Below are 15,379 nucleotides of genomic sequence, written 5' to 3' on the forward strand. Positions count from 1 at the left end.
TCTCATTTACGGCAATTTGCTGCCGAAAAGCGGCCACCGGCAGCCGAAAGTGGGCCACGAACAGCCGATTGGCCCCACAGAAGGGGGTGCCGGCGGGTCAAATTATCTAATCTCCGGTTGAAAGCATATATACAAAACCTGTCTGAAGGCGTGTTTTACAAATCTCATTTAATCGGATATAGCAGCAGTCATATTGGTTAGAACAATAGAAGCTTCGGAAGCTCTGGAGCAAGGGAGGCCGGAATGTAGGTTTCCTAAATGCTTACTGCTGTATAGACGTAGGGCAGGCGTCCCGCCCCCCCTGAAGGTCTAATGTTCTAACCTAAGTGCATACTGCTATACACCTCGATAGCAGTGCACCGGCACCCCAGCTGCCGCAACGCTCTACAATTTGCAGACAATTCTGCTTTCCGGAACAAGCCAATGGACAAACACCTCGTACTGATAGGAGGTGGCCACAGCCACGCCATCGCGCTGAAACTGTTTGGCGCGAAACCCTTATCGGGTGTGCGCCTCACCCTGATTTCGGACAGGTCCCACGCGCCCTATTCGGGGATGCTGCCTGGATATATCGCCGGCTTTTACAATTTTCAGGAGTGTCACATCGACCTGCGGCAATTGGCACAGTTTGCCGGCACGCAGCTGTTAATTGACCGGGCGATTGGTCTGGATCTGGAAAGCAATCAGGTCCTGTGCGCCAGCGGTGAAAAGGTGGGGTTTGAGCTGCTGTCTGTTGATATTGGCAGCACCCCTGCAGCGATATCGGTTGCGGGTGCGGCGGAATATGCGATTCCCGCGAAGCCGGTGCCGCAGTTGCTTGCCGGCTGGAAGGAGATTGTGGATCTGGGCACCGGCTCTCCGGGGGAACCGCTGCGCCTTGGGATTGTCGGTGGGGGTGCCGGTGGTGTGGAACTGGCGCTGGCGATGGGATCTCACCTGCAGCAAATGGATCGGGACGCCAGGGTGCCGGTGGGGAGTGTGGCAATTCATTTATTTCACAGCGGAGATCGGATTGTGCCGGCACACAGCAGCCGGTTGGGCCGGCGCTTGGGAGAAATTCTCACCCGCCGGGGGATTGCGCTGCATCTGGGGGAAAAAGTCTGTGAGGTGCAGCCGCGAGGAGACCGGCTGGGGTTGGGATCGCCGGCGGTGTGCGTGCGGTGTGAGTCGGGGCTGGCGGTGGAGTGCGACCGGGTGTTTTGGGTGACGCAGGCGTCGGCGGCGAGTTGGCTGGGGGAGGCGGGTCTGGCAACGGACGCTGCCGGTTTTATCCTGGTGGGAGATACGCTGCAGTCGGTGTCACACCCGAGGGTGTTTGCTGCGGGGGATGTGGCTGCGATGGTGAATTATCCCCGCCCTAAGGCTGGGGTGTTTGCTGTGCGCCAGGGAAAGCCGCTGTACGAGAATTTGCGGCGGGTTTTGCTGGGGCTGGAGGTGAAGCCATTTAGACCGCAAAAGCAATTTCTCTCCTTAATTGGCACCGGCGACCGGTCGGCTATCGCATCTGTTCCTTTTTTGGGCGGTTCTTTTAGCTGTGGCCCGTCGCCGCTGCTGTGGCGCTGGAAAGATTGGATTGACCGGCGGTTTATGGCACAGTTTCGGGAGTTGCCGGTGAGGCTTCTATCCAGGTGATAGAAATTTTGCAGTTTAGATTTTGGATTTCCCCTCGTTCCCCTCGTTCCCCGACAGGCGCGGGAACCGCCCCGGAGCGCCACGTTCCTCGGCAGGCACGCTTTCCTGGCGCTAAAGGCTCTGCCTCCCTTCTCTAAGGAGCCGCATCATTAGCCTAACAGCTTATAAATTATTGGCATAAGATTGAGCGGAATTTTCCCAGTCTAGTGCCCTTCCGCCACAGAACATCTGCCGCCGTCAAGCGGTCAGTAATGATATAGCAGCAGTCATATTGATTAGAACAATAGAAGCTTCGGGAGCGGAGGAGCAAGGGAGGCCGGAATGTACGTTTCCTAAATGCTTACTGCTATATAGACGTAGGGCAGGCGTCCGCCGAGCCTGAAGGTCTAATGTTCTAACCTAAGTGCATACTGCTATATAGCAATATTCACTTAGGTTCGGATACGCTCGTCGGAATGATCGCCTATCCTACAAGGTTCCGACCTAGGGCAGGCGCTCCCTCCGTGCCCTAACCCATACGATCAGTTTTATACACTTAATTCGCATTATTTATTTCTATTCTATCGTTCCCAGATTAATCTGGGAAGGCAATCAGGAGGCTCTGCCCCGTTTCAACGGAAAAGCAGGTTAAAAGCCTAACAGCTTATAGCAGCAGTCATATTGGTTAGAACAATAGAAGCTTCGGGAGCTCTGGAGCAAGGGAGGCCGAAATGTAGGTTTCCTAAATGCTTACTGCTATATAGACGTAGGGGGGGCGTCCGCCGAGCCTGAAGGTCTAATGCTCTAACCTAAGTGCATACTGCTATAACAGGCTAAAGTCAAAAGCAAAGGCACAGGCAAGATACCTGTGCCATATGATAACTTTCATACTGCCAGCCGGATGAGCGTCGCTGGCCGAAACTAAAATTGTTGCGCTAGGAGTTTATTAGCGTGGGCGACCTTTCCCGCCGCCGCCGTAGCCACCACCGCCACCCCGGCTGCCGCCACCGCGACTTCCGCCCCCAGGCGGGCGGTCTTCCCGAGGCTTAGCCTTGTTAACCCTGAGATCGCGGCCCATCCACTCCGCTCCATCCAGGGCGTCAATAGCTGCCTGTTCTTCAGCGTCTGTTGACATTTCCACGAAACCAAAGCCTCGCGGGCGACCGGTTTCCCGGTCAGTGGGCAAATTAACCCGCTTCACGGTTCCGTATTCAGCAAAAACAGAGGTGAGATCGTCTGGTGTTACTTCGTAGGACAAGTTCCCTACATAGATCGACATGGAATACCTCCAAAGTTAAACATCGTAGAGATTCAGGTTCGGAGATATGCCTGCCGACACGCAAGGGTACATCCTTTGGAAATTCTGTAGCAAAGAAATAACCCTACAACTGAATCTGATTTACAATTGACATGCCGCTCGATGAAACTTACTCAAACTGATTCAGTTTGATGTTCACTTCCTGCTTCGCCCTGGGGAGACGGCTCCTTCCAGTCCACAGGCGTCTATTCAGGCTGAGCTAACCTTATTTGTTTTTCGACGGGTGTTGCCAGCGAGTCGCGCCTTTTAGTTTGAATTCTAATGAGGTTGTTTACTTGCTTTTATTTAGCGGCAATTTCTATTTAGATTTTTCAGACCGGGCCAAGGGGAGACTGGTAGCGGTAGGGGCAGAGACTTTAAACTTGATACAGAGGTAGCACTCCCGAACGCGGGTCGTTTACCCCCAGTGGGGTGGGCCATCGGATCGGCCAAAGAATTGTCGCTCTCAGGGTATTATAGCACTCTTCCCGAAAAAATCGAGAAATTAGCCAGACAAATAAATACGCAGGGAGAGTGGAAAAGGGCGAGAACGGATCGGCAGAGGGGGGAAAGGCGCTCAACAGGGATATGTTCGTCCTGTGGTGGGGGATCGGTGGCGGGATGGCGGCAGTGTTGGGGATGGGGGAAGAGAGCCGGTGAGAGCTGGGGCTTTTGGGACAGTGGCAAGGCCGGTGCGGCTCGGCTGCCCTTGGCGAGGGGGGGAGCGAGCCGCACCGGCCTTAAGTTAGGAGCAAGAGGGATGGATGATTGCGGGACAGGTATTTTAGAGATTGCTGTCTATTGGGGCTGAAGCAATCTCAGTTTTGGGGCGGTAGTAAACCATCCCCCCTGTATCCGGGACAAAATGGCAACTTTTGTATGAGCGCCAGAACGACTGCAAGATCGGAGCGCCCGAGTGCCGGTAATAGTTCCCCAGAATCGGTTTGAGCGCCTCGGTGGCAGTCTTCAGATGGTAGTGGGGAATGCCGATGAACAGGTGGTGAGCCACATGGGTGCCGATATTGTGGTGGATGTTATTGATCAAGCCGTAATCTCGGTCAATCGTGGAGAGGGCACCTTTGAGAAAATACCAGTCTTTGCCGCGATACCAGGGGATATCAGGCTCGGTGTGGTGCAGGAAGGTAACCAAGTCCAGCCAGACCACAAAAACGATGTATGGCCCGAGATAGTATTTGAGCAGAAACAGCCAGCCATATTCATAAGTCAGCCAGCCCAGGAAGCCCAGCATCAGCGTGCAGCAGGCGGTGCTGGTCAGCACGTCCCATTTTTCCGAGGGGCGAAACAGGGGGCTGCCCGGGTGAAAGTGGGAGCCTCCTGGCCTTGAGGGAGAGCGCTTAAACAGGTAGAGGGGATAGACAAAGAGTAAGGCGAGATCGAAGCGGAGCATTTTTTCGTACCAGAGCATCTCTCGGTACGTGGTTTCCGTGACGGGATACCAGCTCTCATCCGTATCGATATTGCCGGTGTTGTTGTGGTGGGTGCGGTGGCTGATGCGCCAGCCATGAAAGGGAACGAGTATCGGGGTGTGGGCGAGATGGCCAATCAGATTGTTCAGCCATTTGCTTCGGGAAAAGGAACCGTGGCCACAGTCATGGCCTACCACAAACAAAGCCCAGAACATGGTGCCCTGCATCAGCCAGAACACTGGCCAGAAAAACCAGGAATCCAGATAGGTGGCCACTGCATAGAGGAGGCCAACGATCGAAACATCCCAGAAAAAATAGGCTAGTGATTTTCCAGGGGATGGCACAAAGCAATGCGCCGGAATGGCAGCTTTCAACTCCTGTAGCGTGAATGGGGGTTCTGCCGCACCTTTGCAGGAGTCCTCTGGTGGAGGACTGTTCAACTCAACAAGCTTGGATTGCACCAAAGTTCGGATTGTACCTGAGTAGAAATGACGGGCTCTATTGTACCGCTTCACGAGGCATGCCTTTCCTGAAACTCCCCTCCAGGCTTTCGCCAAACACCGGCACCCGAGCACGTCGCGGTCGATCCCCTCAAGCGCCAGTTTTTCTGTAAGGTTGGCTACTTTTCCCGGCAGGGCAAAGTTGTGTGGCGGGACAGGCTCGCCGTCTGGTGCAATCTGGTCAGGCGCTGAAGCACCTGCCATCGCGGCCCGCTCCTGAACCCTCTGGGCCTTTTTTTTTAGCGGCCACGCCCCCGCCAGAGGGCGACTGGGCCAGCGTTTCTAACGGGTTTGGGGCGATCCCCACCCTCTCCTATAGCAGGATGCATTTAGGTTAGGACATTTGAGCGAGAGGGCACGGAGGTAAAGACTGCCCTACGGCTTTTTCCCTAGGTCCCGGATGTCCTAACCAATATGACTGCTTCTAGATCGCGTCCGGCTGATTGCCCGTGGGCCATTAGAGTGAAGGGGGAGAGGCCGCGGGCGCAAGACATCAATTCCGCAATTGAGCCGGCACGCTCTCAAACTTCTGCCCTGAGCCGGCATCGGAGGATCGCGACAGCCCCAGGCCGGTGTGGGTTGAGGCAGCCGCAGTCGCAGCTGAGCGCTGCAACTGATGCTGGCCCTAACGTGTTACCATGCCCTGCGGGGGCAGATTGCCTTCCCCCCAATGCCTCTAGCCGCTGGCTTTGGCCCCCCTGACATAAGCGCCCTGCGCCAGATCTGGCGATTCGCCTGACGCCCTGTGGGGAATTCTGGCAGAATTTGGTTAAGTCAGCAGCACCCAAGGCCGGCCAGGGGGCGTGCCGTGGCGCTGTTCGACTGGCGTGGCGAGCGTCGCGCCGGCCCAGGTTAGAGGGTTTTCCTACAGGGGGAAGCCGTTGGGATTTCCCGATTGGTTTTGGCAGGGGGGCAATTCTAGAAACAAACCAAAAGTTAGAAGTTCCAGGCGAGAGAGAGCAGTTATGATTAGCCAGTTATGCAGAGCGGGTAACATAAGTTTCTATAAGGGCAATTGAGAGGTAGTGGATGGATAGCATCGCATCGGTCTCTCAGTCAGAATTAGGACTCAGGCGCAAACAGCTGCAGCGCGCTCGACGCCTGAGATTGCTACAGGTTGGCTGGCAAACAGTGAGCGCAGGCTGTCTGGCTTGGGGTTTAGTCTGGGTGACGGGCCGGCCCGCTTGGGTGATTCACCAACCAGAGCAGGTTGTCATCGAGGGGAACGAGCTCCTCTCAGCCAGGACCATTCGCTCTCTCCTGCCTGTATCCTATCCCCAGTCGCTGCTGCGGCTGCAACCCGAGGTGATGGCTAAGCAGCTAGAGTCCCAAGCCCCGATTGCCAAAGCCACGGTCAGCCGCCATCTGTTTCCTGCCGGCTTGACTGTCACCGTCAAAGAACGATATCCCGTGGCGCTGACCGTACCGGCGGCAGCGGGCCCGGAGGCCGCTCCGAGCAACCCCTCTCACCAGGGGGTACTCGATGAAAATGGCTGGTGGGTGCCCCTAAAAAGCTACACCTCCCTGGAGGCTTCCCTGCAACTGCCGGCCCTGAAAGTGATCGGCAATCCCGACCAGTACCGCCATGAGTGGCCCCCCCTGTATGAAGCCGTGAGCCGCTCTCCCGTCAAAGTTTCTCAAATTGACTGGCAGGACCGAGCTAATTTAGTCCTGAAAACCGAGCTGGGCACTGTTCATTTGGGGCCGTACAGTTCCAAGTTTGTTGAGCAACTCAAAGTCCTCGATCGCATGCGTCAGTTACCAAAACACCCGCGTTACAGCCAGATAGCATACATCGACCTGAAAAATCCAGCCTCCCCTGCCGTTAAAATTCTGCCCGACTCCGCCAAAGCGCCGCCAAAAGCCCCCAACAGGAGCTCGGGCGCGCGCTGAGGGCGCTCCACTCAGGGGTGAGGCCGCCCGCCCCGCCCGTGAGAGTGCAGCAGCAAGTCAGGGACTGTCAACAAGCGATTGCTATTGTTGGTAATATGAGCGACATACCCTATAGTTGACTAGAGTTGCCTAAAGTTGAAGAGTTGTTTATAGAGCGTTCTTTATTGCAATGACACTTAATAGTAAAATAGGGCTCGCCCATGAAAGCCCGCCTTCCCAAGGACAGTCAGGTTTTCCAGGAACAGTGGACAACTCCAATCCCTTTGGCAACTCAGGGTTTTATTTGGGCCAAACTAACAGCGTAAAAGGCATGCCTGGGGAAGATTCTAGGAGTGGGGAGATTGTGCCTAGCACCATAGCCAGAATAAAAGTGATTGGCGTGGGTGGTGGCGGCGGGAACGCCATTAACCGCATGATTGCTAGTGATGTGTCAGGGGTAGAATTTTGGACGATTAACACCGACGCCCAAGCCCTCAATCAGTCGAGTGCGCCCCAACGCTTGCAGATCGGACAAAAGCTGACGCGCGGTCTGGGCGCGGGCGGCAATCCGGCAATTGGCCAAAAGGCGGCTGAAGAATCTCGCGACGAGATCGCCCAGGCTCTGGGTCAGTGCGACCTCGTGTTTATTACCGCCGGTATGGGCGGCGGCACCGGCACGGGAGCGGCTCCAATTGTGGCTGAAGTGGCAAAGGAAGTTGGCGCTCTCACCGTGGGCGTGGTGACTCGCCCGTTCACCTTTGAGGGGCGTCGCCGCACTAGCCAGGCAGATGAAGGCATTAACGCTCTGCAAAGTCGGGTGGACACCCTGATTATTATCCCCAATGACAAGCTGCTGGCGGTGATCTCTGAACAAACGCCGGTGCAAGAAGCCTTTCGGGTGGCAGATGACATCCTGCGCCAGGGGGTTCAGGGGATCTCCGATATCATCACTATTCCAGGTTTGGTTAATGTTGACTTCGCCGATGTGCGAGCGGTGATGGCCGATGCCGGCTCGGCTCTGATGGGGATCGGTATTGGCTCTGGCAAATCCCGGGCCCGGGAAGCAGCTACTGCAGCTATCTCCTCGCCGTTGCTGGAATCCTCTATAGAAGGGGCTAAGGGCGTAGTGTTTAACATCACCGGCGGCAGCGACCTGACGCTTCACGAGGTGAGCGGCGCTGCCGACATCATCTACGAAGCTGTCGATCCCAATGCCAATATTATTTTTGGTGCCGTTATTGACGACCGCCTCCAGGGTGAGATCAGAATTACCGTGATCGCCACTGGATTTACCGGCGAACCTCAATCTAATGCGCCGGCGGCGAAAGTAATTACCCCCTCACGCCAAGCTGCTAGGCCGGCGGCACCACCCCCACCCGCTTACGAACCCCAAAAACCCCAACAGCCACCGGGATTGGACATTCCTGAATTCCTGCAGCGCCGGCGTCCGCCAAAAAGCTGAGATTTTAGATTTTAGATTTTAGATTTTAAATTCAATCTAAAATCTAAAATCGCTGCTGGCCAGCCTCAAGAAATTCCCAAGAAAAATTAAAGGTTGAAAGTGAGTGACCCGTTGAAATTTTTCAGGGGGAATATTAAAATAATAAATCACGGTGAAATCATCAGTGACGCTCTGCGGCGCATGGAATAGGGGCAACTCACAGCCGGCACTCCCCCACACTGCCGCTCAGCGCCGGCTTGGGATGCAATCGTCACCCCCTGCAACGTATCGTATCCCGCTGCACCCATCTTCTCGCCCTGTAAGGTCCGGATCTCTCCAGAGGAAAACCTCCCGGCTTTGGCTGGCACCCGCCGCTCCCCTACAATATCTCTCTTTTGTCAAACAAGGGTGAAAGCCGGATCTGTGGTTGCCTGAAATAGGGCAAATTCGTCAAATTGCCCCAAAGTGACAGAAGAGGATATAGCAGTAGGCACTTAGGTTCGCACATTTCGGCCTCTTTTGCACCCCCCCCACTCCGGCTCCTATTGTCCTAACCCATATTACTACTGGGATATAGACGTAGGCCAGCGTCTGGCTGGCCTGAAGGTCTAATGTTTTAACCTAAGTGCATACTGCTATAACAGCTGACGGCAACAGACATGAGATCAATTCCTATAAAGCAGTTGCCACCGATTTGTGAGACTTAGGTGAGAGAGCCCGTTTGGGTGAGAGAGCCCGTTTCTCTAACAAACCAAGTTTCTACGCGCTCACCGCTGAAATAGAGTTCTGAGCAATTCTCAATTCAAAATACAATCTTGAAAATTGTTTGCCACACCCAGCCTGCCCCTTACCGGGCCAAGTCCTGAGAAATAAGCAGCACATTATACCCTATTGGGAAGCGCCTGTCAAGAAAAAGCGATCGCTCCTGACTTGGAGCGGGTATAAGTAAATCTTATATATAGGGTTTAAAATACTAATCTAAATTTCCTGTAGAAGTATCCAGAAGTCTCAGTAAACTTAAGTTACAGCTCCATAATTCATGTCAGACAGTCCCAGATCCTGACACGACGAGTGGCTTGTAACGAAATATAACACTTGTGGGTATGACAGGTGCAGCTCCAACAAGCGTCCCAGTTGCTTTAACGATAGCGGGTTCCGATAGTGGCGGCGGAGCCGGCATTCAGGCTGATATCCGGACATTTGCCTTTCACAGCGTCCACGGCACTAGCGCCATAACCTGCGTGACGGCTCAGAACACTCTGGGGGTGACGCGAGTGGATGCGCTGCCGGCTGCGGCGGTCGCTGCCCAGATCGAGGCCATTGTCTCGGACATTCCAGTGGGAGCGGTCAAAACCGGCATGCTGCTCAACCAGGAGATTGTTGCAGCTGTGGCGGAGCGGGTGAGAGCCCTAAGTCTGCCCAACTTGGTCGTGGACCCAGTGATGGTGTCGCGCACCGGCGCGAGGCTAATTGATGATCGCGCCGCCGCCACCTTGCGGAAGGCCCTGCTGCCGCTGGCGGCGATTGTCACCCCGAATCGATACGAAGCCGAACTCTTGAGCGGCTTGCAGATTCACACCCTCGATGACATGCGAGCTGCAGCTCAGCAAATCTACCGGTTGGGAGCGAAAGCCGTATTGGTCAAAGGGGGAAGCATGGAGGGAAGTCTGCGGGGCGTCGATGTCTGGTTCGATGGCCACAAACTGGAAACCTTGAAGACAGCTGCCGTGGACACCAGCAACACCCACGGCAGCGGCTGCACCCTCTCAGCGGCGGCAGCCGCCAATCTAGCCCTGGGAAAAGATCCCCTATCTGCCATCAAACAGGCCAAGGAATACGTTACCTCCGCCCTGCGGCACTCCCTGCCAATTGGAGGGGGCAGCGGGCCTTTAGGACACTTTTTTCCGCTGCTACAGTCTCAAGGCTAAAGAAAATTAACCGGGCCAGAGAAAACCCTACAAAAAGAACAAAAAATACCTTCAACTTACTCTATAAAAAGTTTAAATTTTAAGAGAAAATTGAAGGAAACAAATGTATCAAAAACTGCATATAAAAATTGCAATTGATAAAGTCCCTTTGCGGAAGGTAATGAACATGGCTGGCGGACTTTTTTTAGGATCGGGAAAGCGCGGGTTCAAGACATACCAACTGCGAGAGGCTGAGCAGCGGCGCAGCCGAATGTACCAGGCGATCGTGCTGATGCTGGTCGTGACATCCCTGATCGGCGGCTACACCTACCGTCTGGTGAACCTGCAGCTGGTACAGGGCTCGCAAAACCGGCAGCGAGCGGATAACAACCGCATCCGTCTGGTGCCAGTGCGTGCGGAACGAGGAAATATCCTAGACCGCAACGGCAAACTGCTGGCGGCGAATCGCCTCTCCCGTTCCCTCTATTTGTGGCCGAAGGAACAAAAGCCAGAAGAATGGTCGCGCACAGCTGAAAAACTTAGCGCTGTCCTCAAAATCCCCACCGCCGACATTCTCAAAAAATTGCAGAAGACCGGCTACAAATCAGCCCTGCCGGTGCGGCTCGGAACCGCTCTCAGCCAGAATGCCTTCGTCGCGCTGGCCGAGCGAGCTGCCGAATTTCGGGGCGTTGAAGTGCGTCCTGAAGCCAGCCGCTTCTATCCGCAGGGCAACCTGGCCAGTCAGGTTCTCGGATATATTGGCGAAGCCAGCCCCGAACAGTTGCTAGAGCACCCAGACTATCCGATGGGAATGATAGTTGGCCAAATGGGGATCGAGCGCATGGCCAACAAGGATCTGAGCGGCGTCTGGGGCCGCCGCCTGATTGAGGTGAATGCGATGGGTGAGGAACTGCGCCAAATGGGCGTAGATCCTCCCACACCGGGCACTGCCGTGCGGCTGACCCTAGATCTCCAGCTGCAGAAAACCGCTGAAGCAGCCCTCGCCCAGCGACGGGGGGCAGTAGTGGTGCTCGATGTTAAAACCGGCGCTGTGCTGGCGATGGCCAGCGGACCGTCTTTCGACCCCAATATATTCACCCGTCAGGTGAAAGCCTCTGAGTGGGAGCGACTGCAAAACCTCGACGAGCCTTTTGTCAATCGCGCCCTGCAAGGCTACCCACCGGGGAGCACCTTCAAGATTGTCACCGCCGCTGCCGGTATGCAGTCAGGCAAGTTCCCTCCTAACACCTACCTGTTCTCCTCTTCTGCGATCGCGGTTGGTGGGATTCTTTTCCACGAACATGGCGGCGGTTATGGCACGATCGGCTATCGGGACGCCTTTGCTTACAGCAGCAACACCTTTTTCTATCAAATCGGCATGAACGTAGGAGCCGATGATATAGCTAAATGGGGGCGCAAACTGGGAATTGGCGACATAACTGATTTCAAGCTTTTGGGGCTCGATGGTGGCACTCACGGTTTCCTGCCCACGCCAGCGAAAAAAGAGAAGCTCTATGGAGAGCCCTGGTATATCGGCGATACGGTCAGCATGTCTATTGGCCAGGGTCTGGTGCTGGCCACGCCCCTGGAGCTGGCGGTGATGGTGGCGTCGATCGCCAATGGTGGCTATCGCGTCAAACCCCATCTCTTGGCGGCGAAAACCAACACACAGGAAACCAAACCAGAACCCACCGGCATGTCACCTGACACGGTGGCTACTATTGCCGATGGGCTAGTTGCGGTGGTGGCAAAAGGCACCGCTCAGCAGCTCAATGACGGTTCCATTCCCCTGACTGCCGGCAAAACCGGCACGGCTGAAGTCTTCGGTCAGGAAGACAACGCTATGTATGTGGCCTTTGGGCCGATTGACAAGCCGGAAATTGCTATCGCCGTTGTTGTGGAGAATGCCGGCTATGGCGCGGTTTCCGCCGCACCCATCGCCAAGCAACTGTTCAAAACCTATTTCAGCCAGCCAAAACCTCAAAAGTAACATCTCACCAGGTATAGCAGCAGTCATATTGCTTAGGACGTCACGGACCTAGGGAAAAAGGCGTAGGGCAGGCGTTCCCTCTGTGCCCTCTCGATATAATGTCCTAACCTAAGTGCATACTGCTATAAAAGATTTCTTTTTCTTTTGCCACCCGCAGCGGCGGGTTTGGCCAGACCTGCTGGCGTCACAGCCGGCTGGTCTGATAAACCCGCCCCCGCACAGCCGATTTTTACGGCAGTGTGGTTTTTTATTAAACCGCCAAGGCGCTGAAATCGCGGGGGAGTAAGAAAAATAAAGAAGACCGGTACAGACGGAATTGAGCCGTGCGCCGGCACAGTTAACCCTGACATGCCGGTAACAAGAAACCGGGGTTCCCAACCCTCCCGGGTTTATCCATCTTCCGTTTATTTTTCCCGGCACACCGAGAACTTTTTCGTGACGAGTGACAGGCATGTTTTTCTGCCTTGAGGCACTTGTCATTCGTCACGTTTTGTGCTATTGAAGCGGGAGGCTTTAAGAGCGGAGCCGGATGAACAGATCGGCGGTGAGGACGCCCTTGTCGCCACCGGCACTGCTAACGCCGATACCGCGCAAATGTTTGAACGCCCCTGACCGCTGCACCAGCCCCAGCAGAGGCAGCCGGCGCTCTAAAATCGGTTGAGTGGCGGACCAGTCGAGATAGGCGTAGCCGTAATTCGGTCGGGGCAGCGCTGAGATAGCTTCCAGGAAGGGAAGGGCGGCGAGTGCGCTCCCCCCCTTAGCGGCGGAGAGGGCCTGCTCCATTGCGCCAATTGAGGAGGCGAAAATCTCGTAATTGCCGGCCAGTGCGCGCACTCCGACCACCTGAGCGACCAGCTGGGGCGGGCTCGATTTTTGCCCGCCGGCATCCGAGGCGCTCAGTTTAGTCCAAGCAGTCACTTGCCTGCTCCCCAGCGTCAGAGCGCCAGCGCTCAACCCCTGACTGCGGGCGATCCCGTCGAGACGCTCAACGCTCTTGGCCAGTTCTGGCGATTGCTGGGCGACAAAAATCCAGTCGGAGGTGCCATCTGCCTGGCTCGGGAGCAATCCCAAGGCGTACTCTCCCCTCACACCCTCGAAGATATCCCGCGCCAGGTCGATTCCCCAGCGATTCCCGAGGGCGGTGAGGGACTCGCTGAGGGGCTGCTTGAGCAGCCCCTGTCCGGAAAGGCTGGCGTCCAGCTGATCCCACAGCCCGCGCAAATCCGAGCCGGCGGCTAGCACCGCCACTGACTCTGGAGCGTATTGCAGCGCTCCCACCGGCTCGGACAAGCCCGGAGCCGCCGGTGCCGGCATCTCCGGGATCAGCACCGCTGTGTGCGCCAGCAACCCCTGCCGGTTCAATCCTGCGGCGAGGGCTAAATTAGGCGACTCGGAAGAGGTGACAGGGGACGGGTTTTCTTCGAGCCTGTTACCGGTCAGGGCAGCTAGCTGAGAGAGATTCAGGAACGCCACACCAATGCGAGCCTGATCCAGCCGGTTCAAAGCTAGCTGGTAGGAACTGGAACTGCTCAGGTTTAAGTTAGGCGCTGCGACGTTATTGATCGCGTCGCGCAGCACCTTGGGGTGATTGGCAAACAGGACAAATTGGTCGGCTACGACTGCTGTGGCCAAGCTATGAGCTGGCTCGACAGGCGGGACGCCTGTCTCTGGGGCGGCGGTTGTGCCGGCACTGCTGTAGATTAGGGTGACACCTCGGTAGGGCTCAAAGACCAAATCTTTGCCGGCGCTGGCTTTGTTTCCCCAGAACAGCTGCAAAAATTCCCGGCTGCGGGAGCCATCTCGGGTGGACAGCGCCAGGAGATACCCAGGCTGCATGCCGTTTTCCGAATTGCGATCTATGTCTGCCGAGGTGCAAGCTGCGGTGATTTCCTCCCCCAGCCAGGGCTGGACATCTTTGTTGTAGTCCAAACCGGCAAGCCCCAGCAAGTTTTGTTTGAACTCGTCGAGTTCCGCTCCTGTTAGCCGGCGCTGGGAGGGTGACGCCAGCAGCTCAGTGAGCGCCTTCAGCCGGTCTGGATTGACGAGCAAAGACACCATCGCCGGTGCGCCAGAAGGCACAAACATCGCTGCTGCTGGGCTGGCTGACACTCCGCCCCCCAAAAGCGCCAGCGGACTGTTGGCTGTCAGCCAGTAAAAGCCACCGGCACCAATTAACAGCAGCACCAGCACGCCGGCTGCCACGATAGAAAAAAACGATCTGGGTTTCATCGCTGATCCCCTCTGCCAGAGGTTCATTTTTGGCCAATATGGGTGGCGCTAGGGAGTAGGAGCGGGGCAAGCAGATATCGTTCCCTACCAGCAAACATTTTAGGTGAACCCGCCCCTACAGCCTCTGCGCTGCCACCTATATTGACAATTATCTCGGATTTGGGGGCACCTTCCCATCCGGCATGGGGCATAGGGTATGGGGCATGGGGCATGGGGCATGGGGCATAGGGCATGGGGCATAGGGCATGGGGCATGGGGCATGGGGCATTGCTTTTCCCCTAACACCTGAAATTTAATACCTGAAACCGAATACCTCAAAGCTGGCTCCTGAAACTCAACTCCTAAAAGCGAATCCCTAACCGCCGGCCAATGTTGTTGGATTTTAGGTTTTAGGTTTTCGCTCCTATATCTAAAGCCTCAACCCTAACCCTTAACCACAAGTGTTAAATCTCATCACAAGACCTTCTATTCCATTTTTTTAACTTTTCGGAACTTAGTAAAAATTTTCTAGCTGTGGCAGTCCTGCATAGGTAATGATGGGCTTTTGCCGCCCCAAATTTTCCGTAGAAAGCGTTACCGAAACTGGCTTCTTGGACAATTAGCATCTTTTCTAGGATTTACGAAGTTTTTATCCTTCGCCTGAGCGCAGCAGATGCCGTTTTATTAAAACCAATTTTACCGGAGAACCAAACCTGTTAGTAAAGTCACCCTTACTTGTGCAGGACTACCGGCAATGACACCCTGACTGGCGGTGCCGGTGCTGACAAATTCATCTTGACAGCAGGCAAGGGCAGTGATAAAATTACTGCCTTTGAAAATGGCATTGATTCCCTAATATTGGCCGGTGGTTTGCAATTCCAGCAACTGACAATTAGCTGGAAAAACGGTGCCCCTACTATCAAAATTGCTGGGACTGATGAGGTGCTTGCCACTCTTAGAGCAGTAGCCAGTTAGGTTAGGACATTAGACCTTCAGGGGGGGCGGGACGCCTGCCCTACGTCTATAGAGCAGTAAGCATTTAGGAAACCTACATTCCGGCCTTCCTTGCTCCCCCGCTCCCGAAGCTTCTATTGTTCTAACCAATATGACTGCTGCTATAATGGGG

The 15,379-nt window shown here is 55.3% G+C and carries 12 protein-coding genes; 8 read left to right on the forward strand and 4 right to left on the reverse strand.

Annotated elements, in window-relative coordinates:
- The first annotated feature begins 423 nt into the window (after window positions 1-423).
- On the forward strand, window positions 424-1,632 hold the full coding sequence (locus OSC10802_RS0133875; protein WP_017721202.1) for a slr1591 family oxidoreductase: 1,209 nt from the start codon (window positions 424-426) through the stop codon (window positions 1,630-1,632).
- Between the two features lie 925 nt (window positions 1,633-2,557).
- Here OSC10802_RS0133875 and rbp read toward each other — a convergent pair.
- Window positions 2,558-2,890 carry an RNA-binding regulator gene (gene rbp / locus OSC10802_RS0133880; protein ID WP_017721203.1) on the reverse strand — a complete coding sequence of 111 codons (333 nt, stop codon included), beginning with the start codon at window positions 2,888-2,890 and terminating at the stop codon, window positions 2,558-2,560.
- Between the two features lie 552 nt (window positions 2,891-3,442).
- On the opposite strand from rbp, the gene OSC10802_RS56030 reads away from it, so the two are divergent.
- The gene (locus tag OSC10802_RS56030) at window positions 3,443-3,568 is read left to right on the forward strand and encodes a hypothetical protein (protein ID WP_017721204.1); all 126 of its coding nucleotides are present in this window, start codon (window positions 3,443-3,445) and stop codon (window positions 3,566-3,568) included.
- A gap of 124 nt (window positions 3,569-3,692) precedes the next feature.
- Here the strand turns inward: OSC10802_RS56030 and OSC10802_RS43095 are convergent, their stop codons facing one another.
- Window positions 3,693-5,039, reverse strand: coding sequence for a DUF3474 domain-containing protein (locus tag OSC10802_RS43095; RefSeq protein ID WP_017721205.1), 1,347 nt, complete (start codon window positions 5,037-5,039; stop codon window positions 3,693-3,695).
- A gap of 825 nt (window positions 5,040-5,864) precedes the next feature.
- On the opposite strand from OSC10802_RS43095, the gene OSC10802_RS0133895 reads away from it, so the two are divergent.
- Together OSC10802_RS0133895 and ftsZ are read left to right on the forward strand one after the other, a co-directional pair.
- Window positions 5,865-6,728: a cell division protein FtsQ/DivIB gene (locus OSC10802_RS0133895; RefSeq protein ID WP_017721206.1), complete on the forward strand. Its 864-nt coding sequence runs from the start codon at window positions 5,865-5,867 to the stop codon at window positions 6,726-6,728.
- Between the two features lie 169 nt (window positions 6,729-6,897).
- Complete coding sequence (gene ftsZ / locus OSC10802_RS0133900; protein ID WP_026099047.1) at window positions 6,898-8,169, forward strand: cell division protein FtsZ; 1,272 nt, start codon at window positions 6,898-6,900, stop codon at window positions 8,167-8,169.
- Between the two features lie 146 nt (window positions 8,170-8,315).
- Here the strand turns inward: ftsZ and OSC10802_RS51955 are convergent, their stop codons facing one another.
- Entirely contained in the window at window positions 8,316-8,456 is a 141-nt protein-coding gene (locus tag OSC10802_RS51955; protein ID WP_155969064.1) for a hypothetical protein, read from the reverse strand.
- Between the two features lie 795 nt (window positions 8,457-9,251).
- Here OSC10802_RS51955 and thiD point away from each other — a divergent pair.
- The 3 genes from thiD to OSC10802_RS55170 all read left to right on the forward strand — a co-directional run bounded on the left by thiD (window position 9,252) and on the right by OSC10802_RS55170 (window position 12,331).
- Window positions 9,252-10,076, forward strand: a complete 825-nt coding sequence (gene thiD / locus OSC10802_RS0133910; protein ID WP_017721210.1) for a bifunctional hydroxymethylpyrimidine kinase/phosphomethylpyrimidine kinase — start codon at window positions 9,252-9,254, stop codon at window positions 10,074-10,076.
- Between the two features lie 166 nt (window positions 10,077-10,242).
- On the forward strand, window positions 10,243-12,045 hold the full coding sequence (gene mrdA, locus OSC10802_RS0133915) for a penicillin-binding protein 2 (RefSeq protein WP_026099048.1): 1,803 nt from the start codon (window positions 10,243-10,245) through the stop codon (window positions 12,043-12,045).
- A 112-nt stretch (window positions 12,046-12,157) separates the two neighbouring features.
- On the forward strand, window positions 12,158-12,331 hold the full coding sequence (locus OSC10802_RS55170; RefSeq protein ID WP_155969066.1) for a hypothetical protein: 174 nt from the start codon (window positions 12,158-12,160) through the stop codon (window positions 12,329-12,331).
- 227 nt (window positions 12,332-12,558) lie between these two features.
- On the opposite strand, the gene OSC10802_RS0133925 is transcribed toward OSC10802_RS55170, so the two are convergent.
- Complete coding sequence (locus OSC10802_RS0133925) at window positions 12,559-14,274, reverse strand: DUF3352 domain-containing protein (RefSeq protein ID WP_017721213.1); 1,716 nt, start codon at window positions 14,272-14,274, stop codon at window positions 12,559-12,561.
- A gap of 714 nt (window positions 14,275-14,988) precedes the next feature.
- On the opposite strand from OSC10802_RS0133925, the gene OSC10802_RS0133930 reads away from it, so the two are divergent.
- Window positions 14,989-15,228, forward strand: a complete 240-nt coding sequence (locus tag OSC10802_RS0133930) for a hypothetical protein (RefSeq protein ID WP_017721214.1) — start codon at window positions 14,989-14,991, stop codon at window positions 15,226-15,228.
- The last annotated feature ends 151 nt before the right edge of the window (window positions 15,229-15,379 follow it).

Source organism: Kamptonema formosum PCC 10802 (genome assembly GCF_000332335.1).
Classification (GTDB): Bacteria; Cyanobacteriota; Cyanobacteriia; order Cyanobacteriales; family Oscillatoriaceae; genus Oscillatoria.